Origin of the sequence: Paenibacillus donghaensis, assembly GCF_002192415.1 — a bacterium.
In the GTDB taxonomy this organism is placed as follows: domain Bacteria; phylum Bacillota; class Bacilli; order Paenibacillales; family Paenibacillaceae; genus Paenibacillus_AQ; species Paenibacillus_AQ donghaensis.
Genome location: NZ_CP021780.1, coordinates 1924840 through 1943547 on the forward strand (window position 1 = coordinate 1924840; position 18708 = coordinate 1943547).

Here is an 18708-nt window from a genome sequence, read left to right on the forward strand (position 1 = left end):
TCTTTATTTAAACGTATTATTTCATCAGGAGGAAGTGCGTTTATGGCTAAAAAACCGACGGATTATGCTATTGAAGAATATCGCCCCTATGGTATTCTCGTATCCGGGCATTACACAGAACAAAGGCCATATTATATTCACCGGCCATCGGGAAGCATTGATTGGCTGCTGATGTATACCCACTCCGGCAGCGGGGAAATTGTAATCAACCAGAAGACTATGAAGTGTCACGAAGGCGAAGTTGTCATTCTGCTTCCCGGAATTCCCCATCACTATGGAGCCAGCAGTGAAGAGTGGTCCTTCACCTGGGTTCATTTCATCCCCCATCCGGAATGGAGCAGTTGGCTCCGCTTGCCTGGACAAGCCGACCGGTTTATTCATCTGCCCGTTCATTCCCTCCCTGAGAAGCATTCGTTACAGGAAGCCTTGGAACGAATGCTGTATTATGCTGGACACAGCGGCATGGAACTGAACCGCAGACTTGCGCTGAATGCTCTTGAGCAGGCACTGCTGCTCTTGTGCGCTGGCTGCTCGGAAGAGCAGAATCAGATGGATTCGCGCATCCTTGATGTTATGGAGTATTTGCGGCAATCCTTCCGTGAGAAGCCGACCTTGGAAGAGCTGGCGAGAATCAGCTGCCTTTCGCGCTCACGCTTGTCCCATCTGTTCAAAGAGCAGGTTGGCGACACAATTGGGAATACACTCAACAAGCTTCGTCTGGAGAAGGCGGCAGAGCTCCTGCTGTATACCAAGCGGCAAATTAGTGAGATTTCAGAGGATGTAGGCTACGAGAGCAACGACCATCTTACACGTATGTTTCGTTCCCATTTCGGAGTGACTCCTTTGAAGTACAGACAACAAAAGCGGAACTAGCACTAAATTCACCCGGAGAAGGGAGTTCTTGCTTTCGAATGCAGGTAATTAGGTTGTGAGAAATTTAGCCCTTCGGGATTTTCCGGTAACTGGAGGGGGAAAAGCCCGAAATCTTCTTGAAGAGCCGGGAGAAATAATAGGGATCGCTAATACCTACTGCAGAGCTGACCTCCTTAATGCTGAGTTCGGTAAGATCAAGCAGATGACCTGCCCGCTGAATTTTGAGCCGCAAGAAATATTCGATCGGGGAGACTCCGGTTTCGGAATTAAATAAATAGATCAGATGCTGTTTCGATACCCCGACCTGATTAGCCAGTTCTGTAAGAGAAATGGATCCGCTCATATGTCCATTCATATATTGAATCGCCTGCTCCAAATAAGTCTCACGTTTCTTCTCCTGTGCCGATTTCCCCGCATTTAATCCAATGCCGGAGAGCAGCTGTCTTACAGTCTGGGCAACATGTACATGGGTAGTGAGGGCATATGTCCGCTCGGCCAGCATTTCGTAGGCAGGTACGAACCATTCAATTAAACGGGCTTTACCGCTTGGTGATAATGAGAGTGGAGCGTTAGATAAACCAAACAGCTTCACCAATCTATTCGCGTGGCTGCCTTTGAAATGAAACCAATAGATGCTCCATGGTCGCTTCTGCATTGCCCCATAACGATGTGCAATTTCGGGAGGAATAATCATCATGTCTCCCTGCTGCAGAATCATTCGTTCTCCATGGTTCAGCTCAATCCAGCCCTCTCCTGCTTCGCAAAAGATGAATATATGCGACGGACTGCCTTCCAGGCGTTCCCTGAAATGATACTCGGCATTAGGGAAATAGCCAATGTCCGTAATAAATAAGGAGGAAGTCAGTTCCTCCTGTTCCAGTTCTTTCATCCAGTATTCCGGAAGCACATATAACTTCTCCTCGACAAAACCTTCAGGCTTGCGAATATTGTCAGTACTCATTCCAGTTACCCCCGTAATTAATAATCAGAATAAGAATATAATCCATCACTTCCCGCATTTCGTCAATTGGAACCTTCGTTGCCAGAAGATAAAGTATAACTATCAAGACAAGGGAGGCAGTTCAAACATGAAGCATGAAGCTAAGGATCATACGCTGGAGGCGGCTCCAACTGGATCTGGCCAAGTACAGGTATGGGAGACGAGCGTGTTGATTCCAACATATGATGCGGGTGAAGCAGACCCCAATCCTATGTTTCTGGAGAAAAGAGTCTATCAAGGAAGCTCCGGCCGTGTGTATCCGCATCCGGTGATCGAGAGCATCTCGGATGTGAAGCATGATAAAAATTACAAATTGGTTATTCTGGAAAATGAATATATCCGTATTGAGATCATGCCGGAGATCGGGGGCAGAATCTACCGCGCTCTCGACAAGACGAACAATTACGATTTCGTCTATTATAACCGCGTCATCAAGCCTGCACTGGTAGGTCTTGCCGGACCTTGGATCTCCGGAGGGATTGAATTTAACTGGCCGCAGCATCACCGTCCGAATACGTTCGGTCCGGTAGAATACAAATACGAAGTAACCGACAATGGCAGCGCTACAGTCTGGGTGAGCGAGATTGACCGGATGTACGGCACGAAAGTAACTGCCGCATTTAAGCTCTATCCGGGCAAGGCTTACTTGGAAATCAACGCTCAATTATACAACCGGACACCTGAGCCGCAGACCTTCCTGTGGTGGGCAAATCCGGCTGTAGCGGTTAATGACTATACGCAATCCGTGTTTCCTCCGGACGTAACGGCTGTATTTGACCATGGTAAGCGCGATGTTTCCCGTTTCCCTATCGCTACCGGAACCTATTACAAACAGGATTATTCGGAAGGCGTAGATATTTCCCGTTATAAGAACATCCCGGTTCCGACTTCGTACATGGCTTACAAATCCGATTATAATTTCGTCGGCGGATATGATCACGGCGTAGAAGCCGGACTGCTGCATGTGGCGAATCATCATATTTCTCCCGGCAAGAAACAATGGACCTGGGGGAACGGGGAGTTCGGCCAGGCGTGGGACCGTCAATTGACGGATGAAGATGGCCCGTACATTGAACTTATGACTGGAGTGTACACAGATAATCAGCCTGACTTTACCTGGCTGCAGCCTTACGAGGAGAAGACCTTCACCCAGTATTTCATGCCTTACAAAAACATTGGCGTCGTAAAAAATGCTTCCATTGAGGCAGCCGTCAATCTGGAGGTTGATGCTGAAGCCGGACAGGCAGTGATCAAGGTGTATGCGACCTCGGTACTTGAACATGCAGTCGTGGAGTTGAGCGGAGCAGCAAGCCGCTATCTGCAGGAAACTGTGGATTTGTCCCCGGTGGATGTTTACCAGACAGTTGTAACATTGGACAGCGGGGAGCAGGAGCATGATTTGAAGCTGTCTGTCCGGAATGCGGAAGGCAGACTGCTGATCTCCTATCAACCGAAACGTCCGGATATTGAACGGGTCCCTGAAGCAGCTAAACCACTGGCAACGCCTGAAGAACTGCGTTCGACGGAGGAACTGTATCTGGCCGGCCTGCATCTGGAGCAATACCGTCATGCTACTTTTGAGCCCGAAGACTACTATCTGGAAGGCTTGAAACGGGATAGTGGCGATATCCGGCTTAATGTAGCTTATGGAACCTTGCTGCTTCGCCGTGGACTATATACAGACAGCGAGCAGTATTTCCGCAAAGCGATCGAGCGTTTGACCTGGCGCAATCCTAACCCGTATGACAGCGAGGCCTATTATCAGCTGGGAGTGGCGCTCCGCGGGCAGAAGCGGTTCGATGAAGCATTTACTGCGTTTCACAAAACGGTATGGTCGGCAGCCTGGCAGGATGCAGGGTATTTCTCTTTGTCGCAAATTTCCAGCCTCAAAGGCCAGTATGCCGAGGCGCTGGAGCAGGCCCAGCGCTCGCTCATCCGCAATTCACGTAATTACAAAGCGCGTAATCTGAAGACAGCTATGTTGCGTAAGCTGGGACTTGCCGGTCAATCCGTGACTTTTGCGCTTGAAACCCTGGAAATGGATGTCGCAGATTTCGGGGCGTACAATGAGCTGGCGCTGGCTAATGCAGCCTTGGAAGATAACGCTGCTGCGCAAGGCATTCTATCTGAATTACAACAGCTGATGAGAAATGACCCTCACAACTATCTCAATGTCATCGCGGATTATATGAACTGCGGTCTCTACGAAGAAGCTATTGCCGTAGGGAAAAGAGTAGCGAACCAGGAGGATTCTGTCTATCCGATACTGCACTATGCGCTCGGTGAATTATATGAACGTACAGGACAACATGAACAAGCTCAGGAGGCTCGCCGCAAGGGACAATCGGCCAATCCAACATATTGCTTCCCGAACACCCTGTTTGAACTTGAGCTGCTGGTAAGCGCAGTTCATGCTAATCCGGAGGATGACAAGGCCCATTACTATCTCGGGAATTTCTATTATGACAAGAAACGGCCCATCGATGCGATTGCAAGCTGGGAGCGGTCCCGCGAACTGCGGGATGATTATCCGACCGTACACCGCAATTTGGGGCTGGCTTATTACAATAAGCAGAATAATCCGCAAGCAGCACTGGCTTCGCTGGAACAGGCATTTGCCTGTGCACCGCAGGATGTGCGTATCCTGTTTGAACTGGATCAGCTGCGCAAGAAGCTGTCTTGGTCTACAGGAGAACGCCTGCATATCCTTGAAGAGCGGCGGGAGCTGATTGAGAGGCGGGACGATCTTTACGTGGAATATGTGACCCTGCTGAACAATCTTGAACGCTATCAAGACGCTATTGCTGCCCTGTCTCAGCGTAATTTCCATCCGTGGGAAGGCGGAGAAGGTAAAGTGACCGGGCAATATAAGTTTGCTCATACCGAGCTTGGCAAGCAGGCGCTGCAAGAGGGTCACTATGAAGCAGCAGCCCAGCATTTACAGCAAGCGCTGGTCTATCCGCTAAATCTGGGTGAAGGTAAGCTGGAAGGAGCCCAGGAGAATAATATCTATTATTATCTCGGCATGGCCTACGAAGGTCTTCAGCAGGAGCAAGAAGCCATCGCCAGTTATACCATAGCTTCACAAGGTCTGGCTGAGCCGACAAGTGCGATGTTCTACAATGATCAACCGCCGGAAATGATCTTCTACCAAGGGCTGGCCTGGTTGAAACTCCATAATGAGAAGGAAGCCAAGCGCCGCTTCAATAAACTGATTGATTATGCCGAGAAGCATATTTTTGACGATATCAAAATCGATTACTTTGCCGTATCCTTGCCGGACTTCCTGGTGTTTGAGGATGACCTGAATCGGCGCAATGTCATTCATTGCCGGTACATGAGGGGCCTGGGACTTCTAGGGCTTGGACGCGACGAAGAAGCAAGAACCGAACTTGGATTAGCTCTGGAAATGGAACCTAATCATCAAGGGGCGATGGTTCATAACCGATTAGGCAGCAGTACGGCGAATTAGGGCGTTTTCGAACAAGGAGGAGGACTGAATATTTTGCTTAATAGTGGGCGTCAATTGGTGAGTATGGACGAAGGCTGGAGATTTCAACCGGACGCTGCAAATTTGGGAGAACAGGGTGAGTGGCAAGCCATAGGCTTGCCTTCTCCTGTAAACGTTACTGTTCCGCACACATGGAATGTGCAGGAAGGTCTGGAGGATTACCGGGGAGCCGGGTGGTATGAGTATACCCTTAGTATTCCGGAGGAATGGCAGGGCTGCCGGATCCGTATACACTTTGAAGCTGTGTATCGTGATGCGGTGATCTGGGTTAATGGACATCAATCCGGTTCGCACTTCAATTCGGGTTATACCGCATTTGAAATAGACCTGACAGCAAATATTCAGTGTGGCGTGGAGAACCGGATTACGGTAAAAGTGAATAATTCGAATAGTGATCAGGCGCTTCCTCTAGGGAATAGCTTTGATTGGGCGGATGACGGCGGGTTAATCCGGCCCGTAAAGCTCATAGTAACCGGGCAAACAGCAATTAAACACATAAAAGTCAGCCCGGAAGTCCAATTCGGACAAGGTGATAATAAGGCTACTGGAAAGTTATATGCAGAAGTATATCTGTTTGAACCATCCGCTGCTGCGACTGTGGAGATCGGGATATTTAAAGATGAAGTAAGCATCTGGCATGATGTACGGCCCTTACCTCCCCAAACGATGACCTGGCAGCTTTCAGATGTTCAGTTGTCTCCGGTGGATCTATGGCATTTTGATCATCCGCATCTATATCAGCTTCAGCTCACCCTTCGGGAAGAAGAACAGATTGAAGACCACATAGCTGTGAATTTTGGTTTCCGGGAGATCCTTGTGAAAGGACATGAGCTCTGGTTAAATCGTGAGCCTGTCCGCCTGATGGGAGTAGAATGGATGCCAGGTTCTAACCCGGTGACCGGGATGGCCGAGAAGCAGGAAGATCTTATTGCGATGCTTGAACGACTCAAGGAAGCAAACTGTGTCTTCACACGTTTCCACTGGCAGCAAGGCAGCGAACTGTTGGACTGGTGTGACCGCAACGGAATCCTGGTGCAGGAAGAAATCCCGCATTGGCAGCAGCCAGAAGAGCCGGATCATAACACTTTCGCCTTAGCGTTATCACAGGCTAAGGAGATGATTACGGATCATTCTCACCACCCGTGTATTTTGGCCTGGGGAATGGGCAATGAACTGAATGGCCAATCGGAGATCACCCGGCGTTACATGGAACAGCTGAAACAGGAGATTAGCGAACTGGATTCACAGCGGCTGATTAACTATGTAAGCAACACGATTCACTTCCAACCGGGCACCGATGCTACCGGAGCAGGGGACCTGTTAATGTGGAATGATTATATCGGAACATGGCATGGTGATTTGGACGAGCATGAGGTGATCAGGCAGATTATTGCCGATTATCCGGATAAGCCAATTGTTGTGGCAGAATACGGACTCTGTGAGCCGGTTTATGAAGGAGGAGACATTAGAAGAACTGAGATCCTTTTGCGAAAAACCGAAATCTACCGTCAGTATCCTCAGTTTGCGGCGTTAATCTTTTTCAGCTTAAATGATTACCGTACGCAAATGGGAGAAGACGGTGAAGGTAAACTGAAGCAGCGGGTTCATGGTTCGTTGGATATTCATAACCGAGTGAAGCCATCGTTTGCCGCTTTGCGTGAGATTTCTTCACCGCTCTTACTGGCGGAAGCACCCGTGTGGCGCGAAGGTGAACTCGAGGTGACACTGAAATGCCGGAATGATATTCCCAGCTATGCCGTACAAGACTATTATTTAATTGTGTCTTCGGCAGATGAAATGGTAGTCAAACAAGTAATTCCTGAGATGCAACCGGGAGATATTCTGACAATGAACATCACTGTATCAGCAAATCCTCTGCTGGAACAAGTGCTTACCATCTATCGTCCGAATGGATTCAGTGTACTTGAACAGGAATTGAACAAATAAATCCAGCAAACTACCCGGCGATCGCGAAGATCCGCCGGGTAGTTTGCTAGGATAACAACACTCTTATAATGTGACAACGCTCCCGAGTGGAATAGCCTCAACCTCTTCAAGAGTTGAGGGTGTGGGAGTTTCCGCCAGCACAGGTATCTTCAATGCGGCAAGCGTCTGCAGCAGAGAGACCGCAAGTACTACAAAATCACTGTCTGCGGCCAGATCCTCTGGTGAGCTGGATTGCCCGAAACAAAACATTAGGGAGCGATGATAATGGATTCAGTAATAAACGATTTGCCGCGCAAACTGACCATCACGATGTGGGATTTCTCCTGGTAGAACCTTACAGCGATCTTGAGGCGGGAGTTAAGGAAGTGGTGGATAGGGGATACAATACGATTCGAATCTGTCGATGCCGTTCTTATTGTTCACAGCGGAAAGGCAGACGGCCGGGTCCCTTACATTTCGGCAGCCTGGGAGCTGTCGGGCAGCGGACATGCTGGTACAATTGCCGCGGTGGAGCCGATTAGTAATAGATGCACAAATAATCATCAGATTCTTTGATGATTATTTGGATGTTTTTTTGAAATTACAATCTGAAGATTTAAATGTATAAATGAACTTACGGTTACTATTCCTGAAACCGTTCCAGAAAGAAAAAACATGCTTCTACTGTAGAGTCCAGAGTTGTATCCAAATTGTAACTTATAGGGTTGTTGATCAAAGAGTAAGATGAATGAAGAAATATCTGATAAAATAAAGAAGATAAAAAGATGATTTTAGATATTGTAATTAGGGAGATTTGCACAGCCATGAAGCAGAAAACGATTTTATTAATTGAAGATGAAGACCCCATACGTGATTTGCTTGCTTACTCCCTTCGCAAAGAAGGTTTTGTTACCAGAGAAGCGGCTACAGGCACGCAGGGTCTGGAGATTCTGAAGCATTTCAAACCGGATTTGCTTTTGCTGGACTTGATGTTGCCAGACATGAGCGGTTTTGATATTTGTAAACAAGTTTCTTTGAACTCCGCGATCCCGGTTATCATGATTACAGCCAAATCTGATACATTAGATAAAGTTCTGGGCATGGAGCTGGGAGCCGATGATTATATCACCAAACCTTTTGATATTAGAGAAGTGATTGCCCGAATCCGGGCGATTTTCCGCAGAATTGAATTAATTGGAGATTCTTTGGAGAACAACACCTCTGAAGTCATCCGTTTGGAGGCAGAGATTCAGATTCATAAAGGGAAACGGGAAGTGCTGAAAGGTGGAATGAAACTTGGACTCACCAATAAGGAATATGATCTTCTGTTATTTTTTGCAGAGCATAAGGGAAGAGTATTCAGCAGATCCGACCTCTTAGATAAGGTATGGGATTTTGATTTTGCTGGAGATACCAGGACTGTAGATATCCACGTGCAAAGAATCCGTAAAAAACTGGATGAGGAGCACAGCTTATCCATGATTGAGACGATCTTCGGCATCGGGTATAAGCTGGTATCGAGGTGAGAACATGAAATTTCCAATTCAATTTAAGATTGTGGTTGTGTTTTCAATTATTATTTTTGTGGGGCTTTCTGCAATGCTGTTTGTGTCCTATAGAGTTACGGAACAAAATATGTACCAAATCATTGATGAGGATATGTTTAATACTAAAACAAATTTGGATATTTATATTAATCAATATTTTCTGGTCCATAAGAAGAGGATGAGTAAAGAATCATTGGTCTCGGAAAAAAATAGGCTCACACAGGAATTAACAGCGGGGATTGGCGGGCCTGTGACGATTTTCTATATGAACGGGGACAAGAACCAGGCCGAATCTACCTTACGCTCCCAAATCGCTTACACGATTAATAGGGTAGACCATAAAGTCATTGTCAGTTTGTCCTTCCCTATCCTGCAGAAGCAGTCGACCATTGGTTTTTTGGAATACCAGAAAGATTACAGCCAGCTCTACCAGAGAAATGCCCGTTTTCAATCCATCATCAAAATGTTTGCCTCTGTCATTTTCAGCTTTATCTTTATTGCTTCCATCTTTATTTCCAGAAAAATCACCAAGCCGATTCGAGAACTGACCGAACGTTCCAATCAGGTCACTTTAGGCAATTTCAACATAGATATTTCAATCTCATCCCGGGATGAGATTGGCGAGTTAGCCCGCCGGTTTCAGATCATGATTAAACACATAAAAAATCAGATCGAAATTATTAAACAAGAACGGGATGAAGTCAAGCAGGCTCAGGCCCAAAGCAAAGTTTTTTTTGACAATGTTACGCATGAACTGAAGACTCCCTTAACAACCATTCTCGGCTATGCACAGATTGTGAAAGACAACGGATTTACAGATGCTTTCTTTTTTGAAAAAGGGCTTAATTATATCATCCATGAAAGTCAGCGGTTAAATCGAACGGTCGTTGAAATTCTGGAACTATCCCAATCGGCAACATTGAGCACCACCTATCACTTCGAAAAGGTTGATTTGTCGGAAATTGCCAAAGAAGCATGTGAGGATATGAAAATTAAAGCCAGAAAATATAATATTGATATTCATTTCGAACTTCAAGAGGGATTATTTACTTTAGGGGACCGGGATAAAATGAAAGAGGTCTTTCTGAATTTGCTAGATAACTCCATTAAATATGGTTACGTGAACTCAATGATTTACGTGGAATCCTGGAAAGAGGGAGATACGGCTGTAGTCAAAATCAAAGATGAGGGGGAAGGGATTCCGGCAGAGCAGCTCAATTATGTGTTCGAACCATTCTACAGAGCGAAGAGAAACGCCCCAAAAGAAAAGGGAAGTGCCGGACTCGGCTTAACTATTGTAAAAAACATTGTCGATGATCATCATGGAGCAATTAAACTACAGAGCATTTTGAATGAAGGCACAGAAATCAAAATCAGCTTGCCGGGGGATGGGAAATGAAGAGAGGAAATTTATTAGGGAATTACCGGCAATACATCATCTTGGGTCTTTTACTGCTTGTATTTATATTGGGATTCTATGGACTTGGCAGCATCTATGCCTTAAGCAGTATTGGATCTAGAACTGTGGTTCTGAAAAATAGTCAATTCAGTACGAGTCTTACCTCAATAAATACTGAGGCTTTTGAGATTAAAGCTGTAACCAAGCTGACCAATGATTATCCCCTATATGATCTTCAAGTGCGAGATCACAATAATGTTATTATTAATGTGCCAGACCACTCTTTTAGTGGATTGAAAATAGCAGAATTGCATCTGGATAATAATCAATTGTCTGATATTGCTGAGAATGTTGGAAATGATATTACCTTGACTCCGGATGCGAAACAGCTTATCTATACGAAGTCAGATTATAGTGGGGAGAACTTAAGAACTTATGTGTACAGCCTACAGTTGAATAAGGAGTTGAAACAGCTGAAGGATTATTCCTACCTCAGGGTCTTCATTGATCATGAACGTTATTTGGGATTCTCCGGGAGCGCCTTTGCACTGACTAATGTCACTACGGGCAAAGTTCAGCAGTTGTTCACGTATGACCGATTACTGCAATTAATAGCAGCTGGCAGTGGCTCCGATAATCAGAACGGAATCACAATTAGATTGGATCTCATCCGGAAGGCAGAACAGAATAAGGTATATTTTTTAGCGGATCTTAACAGCAGCTCGGCTATATTTGAAATGGATTTGAAGAATACAAACAAGGTAAAGTTAGTGGCCCAAGGTCAACAAATTAATCAATTTATGGTAATGAAGAACGGCAATTTATTGCTCCAGGGAAAAGTAGAAAATACAGATGGACTCTTTCTGTACAATCAAGCGGCCGGCCAATTCAAGCTTTTACAGGAAGGCATGATAACGAATTATGCGTTGCAGTCCGATGAAAGCCGAATCGCCTACTTTATGGTGAACAATAACCAAATGTGGGACCTGCATACTGTTTATTTGGACAATGGGAGCCTGGATTCAGATACAGTGATCTATCGAAACATCCATTCTGTACAAACGATGAAATGGCATCAGGACGATCTATTCATCATCAGCAGCCAATTAAGTAAAAGCGAAATATACCGTTTTACATTTTAGACACGGCTATTGCCAATAGACCAGCGTATATCTAACTGCGCTGGTCTTATTTGTGCGCGGCAGCGAATAATTTACAACTTGGATACAAGTCTGTCGAAGACCGATACAATCATTTTTTATAATGGGGGTAACGAAACACAATTCATTATAAAAGGGAGTCGTAACATGCTGCGCGTAGAGAATTTATCACATGCTTTTAGTAACAGCACGGAGATAGTCCCGGTGCTGCATCAAGTCAGCTTTCAAGTGAAGCCGGGAGAGATGGTCGCTCTGCTAGGGAGCTCAGGATCGGGTAAATCGACCATGTTAAATCTTATGGCAGGCTTAATGAAACCAACAGAAGGCCGAATTTATATTGCTGATCAGGATATTGTCAAGATGAGTGAGAATAAACTGGCCGAATTCAGGCGTGGACATATCGGTTTTGTTTTTCAGTCCTATGAATTAATCGCTACAATGACGGTACGTGAAAATGTGGAATTACCGCTTGTTTTTCAATCAGTACGTCCCTCCGTACGTAGAAAGAAGGCGCTTGCTCTGCTGGAGGAGGTAGGTCTACCGAACAAATCAGAGCTCTTTCCTTCACAACTGTCGGGTGGCCAGCAGCAGCGCGTAAGTATAGCGAGGTCTCTAATTACAGAGCCTTCCATCATTTTTGCCGATGAACCTACCGGAAATTTGGATACCAAAACAGAGGAAGAGATCATCGGAATTCTGCAGCGTCTAAACAAGGCAAGAAATACAACTTTCGTCATTGTAACACATGAAGCGGAGGTTGCGGAGCAGATGCAGAGCGTTATTACACTCCGGAACGGATATCTGGTAACAGAACAAGGTGATAGAGAAGGCTTGCCAGCAGGGAGGGGGGCTTAATGCGTATTCGTGACATTACAAGCTTGGCTTGGGATCAAATTAAAAGACGTAAAGTAGTCACGGCATTGTGCATGACAGGGATTTCGATAGGTTGTGCTTCTCTCATAGTCGCCATGAGTGTTGGAGAATCTGCACAACAGTATTCCTTAGATGAGATGAACAGGAACTTCAAGATGAATGAAATCACCGTCAAACCAAATGAAGGGATATCTACAAAAGGCAGCGGCACTTCGGAAAAAGGGAACTTTGATAGAGGAAAGCTGACCAGACAGAAGTTAGAGCTTATTAAGAAACTCCCATATGTTACAGCAGTAGCACCTTTTATGCAGATTGAAAGCCTTGAGATGATCACGATAGACAATAAAATTAACTATGTAGAGGTCATTGGCACGGATCTCCAATCACTCACCAGCTTTGACAAAACTTTTGTACAGGGAGGCGCTTCAGATTCGGGGGCACAGTTGTATTAAACTATGGGGCGACTATTGGCTTGATGGATAGCGAAACGGTCAAAAAGATGATGGAGAGGTTACAAGAAGATCCTTATAATGATAGCTTATTACAACAATTCAATAAACTGAACATGATGCCTTCGAAATTATACCAGCAGCAAATTCAATATCAGTATTATAATGCGGAGTTCAAAAAAAACACTCTCAGCTCTTCTCTTCGTGTCATTGGAATACTAACACAGCAAAATGGAGCTAGAGAGGAGGATGCTGCTTACGATAAGAAAGCCTATGTTTCGCTGGAAACTGCACAATTGCTTTCAGAAGAGTTTAGTTTAAGAGGGGAGTCTTCAGAGGTACCAGGCTATGATTCAATTCTGGTTAAGGTAGACAGTCAGGATAATGTTGCACAAGTAGAAAGGCAAATTCAAAAGCTGATCTTGTCTACAGAAACAAACTTACACCATCAAGTCGAAGTGAATGAGAAGTTCAACATGATCAAAAAGACGGCCCTCGGAATTGGTTTGTTCATTCTTGTGATTGCTTCTATATCTATTATTGTAGCGATGACCATGTCCACCCATCAGCGGCGCAGACAGATCGGTATTATGAAAGTTCTGGGTTCTAATTTATGGCAAATACGTAATATGTTTATCGCTGAGGCTGCATTGCTGGGATTGCTTGGCGGGGGGATCGGGGTGTTGATTTCTTATTTAACCATATCTGGAGTGAATGAGTTGCTTGCAACAACATCTATTATCCCCTTGGAGAGTCAACGACAGGGATGACGATTTCTATGTCTTTAAAAAATATCCCGCTAGGTATTTCATTTGCTGTAATGACGGGTGTTCTATCAGGGATATATCCGGCAATTAGTGCTTCCAATACTAATGCTCTGGTAGCGATCAAGAAAGACTAGGCTTTACAGAAAATAATAAGTCAGCAACGAGGGGAATAAGCCAATGGAAGAGTATAAGCATTTTGCACATAATATAAAAAGAAACCACCGTATAAAGAGGAACCGGAGGATATTGTTGTTTATTGTGATTTTGCTGTTTATAGTTGGCTTTAATACGATGATCGTGAAGAAGCCAACGGTTGACAAACATGAAGTTCAATCTTCCATTGCAAATAAAGAAGAAATGACAGCAGTCCAAAAGGTGATTTCCAAGAAAAAGGATGAGCTTCATAAGGGTACAAAAAATGTAGAGGCTCTATTAAAAAATGATTATGAAGTTGAAGACATTGCCTTTGTTGAGAAGTATCTGAAGCAGCAAATTTCAGGGGATATGCCTGATGGGGCGAATGGAGAAAAAATTGCTTACTTATCATTTGATGACGGGCCCTCCGAAACCGTAACTCCAATAATACTGGATGTTTTAAAGGAAGCAAAGGTACCTGCAACTTTTTTTGTGCTGGGCCGGGAAGTGGATAAAAGTGATGTTACTAAAAGTTTGATCAAAAGAATGATTGAAGAAGGACATGCTATAGCCAATCATTCATATTCACATAATTATGATTATTTGTATCCCAATAAGAAGGTAGATTTAGAACATTTTATGGATGACATCGAGAAGACTAATAATTCCTTAAAAACCGTATTAGGAGAAGATTTCATCACCAGGGCAGTCAGGTATCCTGGCGGTCATATGACATGGGCAAAAAATGATCCAACAGGTGTAGCTTCACTGGATAAAGCCCTAGAAGCCAAGGGTTATCACCACGTAGATTGGAATGTATTGCCGAAAGATGCAGAAGGTGCACCCAAGAACGCAGAAGAATTAATGCGTGAATTCACGAATACAGTAGCAGGCAGAGAGAAAGCTGTGATATTAATGCACGATACTTATGGCAAGGAAGAGACCGCTAAGGCTTTGCCGGAAATGATAAAGTATCTGAAAGAACATGACTACAAATTCAGAATAATGAAATAATCTCAAAAAAATGTGATATCTCCTATAAATGATTAAATTGGCTATCTGTTTTACTATCATACGTTAGGAATAATTTTCCATCCGTTTTGCTCAGTTATATATAGTATTAAATTTTGTATAGATTTTTTAGGAGGAAACCATGAGATTGGATAGAAGTAAATATGCTGCTCTGTTGTTAAGCACTTTTCTTATCAGCCAACTATCTGGATATACTGTCTTGGCAGATCCCGCAACAGTGGGCAGTGCCGGTTCTAAAATGTCTGCAGTGGCAAACGCTACAGCAAAGAATCTGGGAGCCATCATGGTGGATGCGAATGTCAAAGCTACCGTAGAGGATGTTAATATCTGGCCTCAGGCAAGTGGGAATATTCTGACCTACACTCTTAACTATTCCAACTCGGGCAAAAGCCCTGCTAATCTAATTCATTATTTTTCGCGAGTGGTTACATCCGGAGGCTCAATCATCCCAGGACAACCGGTTACCGCCGATGCGCTTAAGAGCAAGGTAGTTTCCAAACAAACCGAACGTGTGACCTATTATGTGAACATTGGCAAAATCAACTCACTAAAGAGTCTTAAAATCTCAATGTATGTATGGGATCCCCAAACCAAGGGCTACCTGAGATATTCGGGGGCCCTCAGTATTCCAGCTGATTATTCTCCGACTGCAGCCAGCGGACAAAGTCAGAACAGCTTCATTAATAACATTCCTGTGGCTGTAGCTTCTGAATCTCTGCAGATCTACAAATATGGTGGCAAGGTATTCGCCAAAGTCGGTGTCAGCTTCACCAACCGTGGCAACAAGGTGCTTAGCGATCCGGGGTATGCCGCTTATCTGCAATCCGCAGGCGGCAGTTACTTCGAGCTGGCGCTGGACAGTGCCCAGAGCGGATATAAGATTCAGCCACAGGAGAAGAAGATCATCTATTACCTGACTGAAATCCCCTCTTATTTGAAGACAGAGAATATGAAGCTGCAATTTACACAAACCGACCCCACCCTGAAGCTGGAAATGGCCAAGCATTCCTTTATGCTGCCTGCAGCCAAAATTCCAAATCTTGTCGTAGGTCCGGATGGCGTCCGCAAAATCAGCATCAACAGCAATACGCTGCAATTCCGGCTGGCCAATGCCAACGTGTTTTCGGAAGATAGTGTCGCCAAGTGGTCTTTACAGCTTAAGGTTAAGAATTCCGGCAAGAAGGCGGTTACCCTGCCTACTTACGAACTGGCGGTGAAGACGGCCACAGGGACCACGTTTCCGGTGAATGCCAAGGCCTTGAACGGTATCGTGGTGAAGCCGCTGGAGGAGAAGGTCGTCCAGCTAACCGCAGAGGTTCCACTGGAGGTGGATCAGAGCTCGCTGCAGCTGCAGATGATTGAAGCTGTCTCGGCAGCACCTGACGCTGTGGAAGTGGGGGGAGGAGCGGGTGGCAAAGCAGGTGGAGAAGCGTCTGCACCAACCACTGTACCAACATCTACAGCCACGCTTAGGGTTCCTGTTGCCTATTTCACCATGCCTTTGGCCCTCAAAACCGAGGCCCAGAAAGGGCAAGTTTACAGCATGACCAACCAGTATGGCAGCTTCTCCTACAACCTGCATTCCCTGCAGCGTCTGCCCTGGAAAGATGATGACATCTTGGTCGCCAGACTGAGCCTGACCAACACGCAGAAGGACAGCTTGACCCTGCCGGCGCTAAAAGGAGCCATCAAGCTGGACAATGATGATTATACCGCAGGCACAGAGCTGTTCGTGGACAAGGACACCACAACGATTGCACCCGGAGCTACTGTGGAGATCGATGTGCTGGCCAAGGTGCCCTATACAGAGGAATATAACAATCTGAAGTTAAACCTGTATTCTGTAGTGAAGGAAGAGAACGTACCCTTCCTTAGCTTCACAACGGACAGCGTAATGAATGCCGTGGAGACAGTGAAGACGGGCGGGAGCTATTCCGTGGTGGGCAAAGGGAAGAATGCGAAGGTCCTGGAGAACAAGACCGCCGTCTATGAAGGCGTGAATTCCAAGGTGCTCTACTCCGAAATGCTGCTTACCAGCGAGGAGAAGAGACAGAGCAAGATGGCCCGTATACAGGCTTATTACAGAACATCCGACGGGGAGTTCTATGAAGCTGTATCGAATCAGCCCGAAACGTCTGCGGCACCGGGAGGCAAACAGCTGATCACCTTCTGGGCGAAGCTGCCCCGATCGGTCAGCATCACGGATCTTCAGCTGTATATGGGTCCGGGCATTACCGGAACCAAGCTGACGGAGGTTGGACAGGAGCCGACGGGCTTCATTAACATTGCCGCGCTGCAGCTGAATCCACAGGTGAATGTAGCTGATACTAATCTGCTAAAGGTTGCCTTATATCCATATACCTTGGCCGTGACCCGATCGGAGGGACGCACGCAGATAGGCAGCGACTCCATTAATGTCACCATGAATTACAATTTGACCCGTGACAGCAGCTACGATATGGGCACCTTCAGCCATAAGCTGGTGCTCAAGATGACTGATCCGTTCGGCCAATCCCAGGAGCGAAGTCTTAACATTGGAACAGAACTGACAGAAGGGACTAACAACACTTATGCGGCTTCCTTCACCAACCACATCTATAAATCCATTACAGGAGGAACCTACAAGCTTACCTTGTACGATGAGTTCCAGGGTGAACGGATTGAGTTGGCCAGCCAGGTGTATAACATGACGATTGATCGGGTGATTCCGCCAGACGATAAAAAGTGATTCCATTATATAAGTAAACAAATGAGAAGTACCTTGCTGCGCGTGGAGAATAGAGCTTCCACGCCTAAGAATGGTGATGATTAATGCATAAAGAACTAATGCGCGTATCACCATTAAATATAATTATCCACTTTTAGTTGAAAGGAAGCCAAAGTGATGAAGAGTACCATAAAGAGAATAATAAAGTGGGTTATTATCATAGCCATCATCGCTGCCGCAGGTTACTTGTTGTATGCAAAGGTTTTTAACAAGGCGGAGGAAGTAGTGAGCGAAGTACCGATGGAGGTCATTACTTTTCCGGTCACTCAAGAAACGATTACTCAATCCTTACAAGTTAAAGGGACATCCAAATATGAGCACGAGACCCTTGTGTACGCTCCGTTTGCCTCCAAGGTGACAAACTGGAAAGTAAAGAACGGTGATCAAGTGAAGAAGGGGGATCTGCTGTATACCCTTGATACCAGCACACTCAAGAATGAAATCGCAACCCAAGAGGCGACTATACGCAAGGCAAAGCTGGAAGCTGAACTAAATTCATTTGTTAGCCAGCAGAATGAAGAGACGATCACAGTTGGTGTATCCGAAGCAGAACGGCTAAAGAGTTTGGCTGCACAGGAGACAGGACGAATTAGCGAAGACCTAAATAAGGTGAATGCAGATGTTCAAGCGCGGGAGATAGCAGAGAAGAAGAAAAAGATCCAATCGGCGATTTTTCAGGCCCCTTCTTCTGGGATTTTCTTGTTCGAGAGTAATAGTGAGCCCCCACAATTAGTTACGGATAACCAGTATATTGGAAAAATTGTGAATTTAAATAAACTGGAGTTTATAGCTCTTGTGGGGGAACAGGAATTATTCCGTATTAAAGCTGGCATGAAGGTTACTGTCAAAATGACAGCGTCCAAGGATGCTAAGTTGTCTGGTATAGTGGAAAAAATTTCAAAATTCGCAACAGCTACATCAAGTAAAGAAACTGCTTCTACTCAACCTCCTCAGTTCGAAGTAGTTATTTCGCTCGAGTCGAATGAGCTTTTGATCGGTGGTCTTAGCTTGAACGGCGAAATTGAGACCATACGTAAAGAAAATGTCACTGTGCTTTCCAATATTGCTGTTATTCATGAAGGAGACCTTTCTTATGTTATGCTGGATAAAGGTAACGGAAAAATAGAACGAAAAGAAATAAAAATTGGATTGGAAACAACTGATAAGGTTGAAGTGCTGTCTGGACTAAAGGCTGGAGACACTGTAGTTCTTCAGTAGATGATCCTTAAGTCAGAGAAGACTTTATAGAGCTTAATTGACAGTGGAGGA

The 18708-nt window shown here is 45.3% G+C and carries 13 protein-coding genes and 1 pseudogene; 13 read left to right on the forward strand and 1 reads right to left on the reverse strand.

Features of this window, described 5'->3' with window-relative positions; all coding sequences use genetic code 11:
• Window positions 1–42: 42 nt before the first annotated feature.
• Entirely contained in the window at window positions 43–873 is an 831-nt protein-coding gene (locus B9T62_RS07975; protein ID WP_087914766.1) for a helix-turn-helix domain-containing protein, read from the forward strand.
• Between the two features lie 64 nt (window positions 874–937).
• Here the strand turns inward: B9T62_RS07975 and B9T62_RS07980 are convergent, their stop codons facing one another.
• Complete coding sequence (locus tag B9T62_RS07980; RefSeq protein ID WP_087914767.1) at window positions 938–1834, reverse strand: AraC family transcriptional regulator; 897 nt, start codon at window positions 1832–1834, stop codon at window positions 938–940.
• Between the two features lie 127 nt (window positions 1835–1961).
• Here B9T62_RS07980 and B9T62_RS07985 point away from each other — a divergent pair, with 127 nt between their 5' ends.
• The 12 genes and pseudogenes from B9T62_RS07985 to B9T62_RS08030 all read left to right on the forward strand — a co-directional run bounded on the left by B9T62_RS07985 (window position 1962) and on the right by B9T62_RS08030 (window position 18657).
• Window positions 1962–5345 (forward strand): DUF5107 domain-containing protein, encoded by a 3384-nt coding sequence (locus B9T62_RS07985; RefSeq protein WP_087914768.1) that lies wholly within the window; start codon window positions 1962–1964, stop codon window positions 5343–5345.
• A gap of 33 nt (window positions 5346–5378) precedes the next feature.
• On the forward strand, window positions 5379–7331 hold the full coding sequence (locus tag B9T62_RS07990) for a glycoside hydrolase family 2 protein (protein ID WP_157685508.1): 1953 nt from the start codon (window positions 5379–5381) through the stop codon (window positions 7329–7331).
• Window positions 7332–7595: 264 nt separating this feature from the next.
• Window positions 7596–7846: pseudogene (locus B9T62_RS40575) on the forward strand (cellulase-like family protein); the annotation flags it as partial.
• A 288-nt stretch (window positions 7847–8134) separates the two neighbouring features.
• Window positions 8135–8836 (forward strand): response regulator transcription factor, encoded by a 702-nt coding sequence (locus tag B9T62_RS07995; RefSeq protein ID WP_087914770.1) that lies wholly within the window; start codon window positions 8135–8137, stop codon window positions 8834–8836.
• A 4-nt stretch (window positions 8837–8840) separates the two neighbouring features.
• A complete protein-coding gene (locus tag B9T62_RS08000) occupies window positions 8841–10256 on the forward strand; it encodes a sensor histidine kinase (RefSeq protein WP_087914771.1) in 1416 nt (471 codons plus the stop codon).
• On the forward strand, window positions 10253–11398 hold the full coding sequence (locus B9T62_RS08005) for a hypothetical protein (protein WP_087914772.1): 1146 nt from the start codon (window positions 10253–10255) through the stop codon (window positions 11396–11398). Before B9T62_RS08000 ends, B9T62_RS08005 begins: the two co-directional genes overlap by 4 nt.
• Before the next feature lie 165 nt (window positions 11399–11563).
• Entirely contained in the window at window positions 11564–12271 is a 708-nt protein-coding gene (locus tag B9T62_RS08010) for an ABC transporter ATP-binding protein (RefSeq protein WP_087914773.1), read from the forward strand.
• Window positions 12271–12741 carry an ABC transporter permease gene (locus B9T62_RS40580; protein WP_245864387.1) on the forward strand — a complete coding sequence of 157 codons (471 nt, stop codon included), beginning with the start codon at window positions 12271–12273 and terminating at the stop codon, window positions 12739–12741. The genes B9T62_RS08010 and B9T62_RS40580 overlap by 1 nt, the downstream gene beginning before the upstream one ends.
• Before the next feature lie 23 nt (window positions 12742–12764).
• Window positions 12765–13508, forward strand: a complete 744-nt coding sequence (locus B9T62_RS40585; protein WP_245864555.1) for an ABC transporter permease — start codon at window positions 12765–12767, stop codon at window positions 13506–13508.
• A gap of 174 nt (window positions 13509–13682) precedes the next feature.
• Window positions 13683–14654 carry a polysaccharide deacetylase family protein gene (locus B9T62_RS08020; protein WP_087914774.1) on the forward strand — a complete coding sequence of 324 codons (972 nt, stop codon included), beginning with the start codon at window positions 13683–13685 and terminating at the stop codon, window positions 14652–14654.
• Between the two features lie 139 nt (window positions 14655–14793).
• On the forward strand, window positions 14794–17400 hold the full coding sequence (locus B9T62_RS08025; protein ID WP_087914775.1) for a hypothetical protein: 2607 nt from the start codon (window positions 14794–14796) through the stop codon (window positions 17398–17400).
• A 156-nt stretch (window positions 17401–17556) separates the two neighbouring features.
• Window positions 17557–18657, forward strand: coding sequence for an efflux RND transporter periplasmic adaptor subunit (locus tag B9T62_RS08030; protein WP_245864388.1), 1101 nt, complete (start codon window positions 17557–17559; stop codon window positions 18655–18657).
• Window positions 18658–18708: the final 51 nt, after the last annotated feature.

Excerpts from the sequence above, each read along its gene's own strand:
- B9T62_RS07985 (WP_087914768.1), top strand. The coding sequence starts at position 1,962 with ATGAAGCATGAAGCTAAGGATCATACGCTGGAGGCGGCTCCAACTGGA.
- B9T62_RS40585 (WP_245864555.1), top strand. The coding sequence starts at position 12,765 with ATGGATAGCGAAACGGTCAAAAAGATGATGGAGAGGTTACAAGAAGAT.
- B9T62_RS07975 (WP_087914766.1), top strand. The coding sequence starts at position 43 with ATGGCTAAAAAACCGACGGATTATGCTATTGAAGAATATCGCCCCTAT.
- B9T62_RS07980 (WP_087914767.1), bottom strand. The coding sequence starts at position 1,834 with ATGAGTACTGACAATATTCGCAAGCCTGAAGGTTTTGTCGAGGAGAAG.
- B9T62_RS08005 (WP_087914772.1), top strand. The coding sequence starts at position 10,253 with ATGAAGAGAGGAAATTTATTAGGGAATTACCGGCAATACATCATCTTG.
- B9T62_RS08000 (WP_087914771.1), top strand. The coding sequence starts at position 8,841 with ATGAAATTTCCAATTCAATTTAAGATTGTGGTTGTGTTTTCAATTATT.
- B9T62_RS07995 (WP_087914770.1), top strand. The coding sequence starts at position 8,135 with ATGAAGCAGAAAACGATTTTATTAATTGAAGATGAAGACCCCATACGT.
- B9T62_RS08020 (WP_087914774.1), top strand. The coding sequence starts at position 13,683 with ATGGAAGAGTATAAGCATTTTGCACATAATATAAAAAGAAACCACCGT.
- B9T62_RS08025 (WP_087914775.1), top strand. The coding sequence starts at position 14,794 with ATGAGATTGGATAGAAGTAAATATGCTGCTCTGTTGTTAAGCACTTTT.
- B9T62_RS08030 (WP_245864388.1), top strand. The coding sequence starts at position 17,557 with ATGAAGAGTACCATAAAGAGAATAATAAAGTGGGTTATTATCATAGCC.
- B9T62_RS08010 (WP_087914773.1), top strand. The coding sequence starts at position 11,564 with ATGCTGCGCGTAGAGAATTTATCACATGCTTTTAGTAACAGCACGGAG.
- B9T62_RS40580 (WP_245864387.1), top strand. The coding sequence starts at position 12,271 with ATGCGTATTCGTGACATTACAAGCTTGGCTTGGGATCAAATTAAAAGA.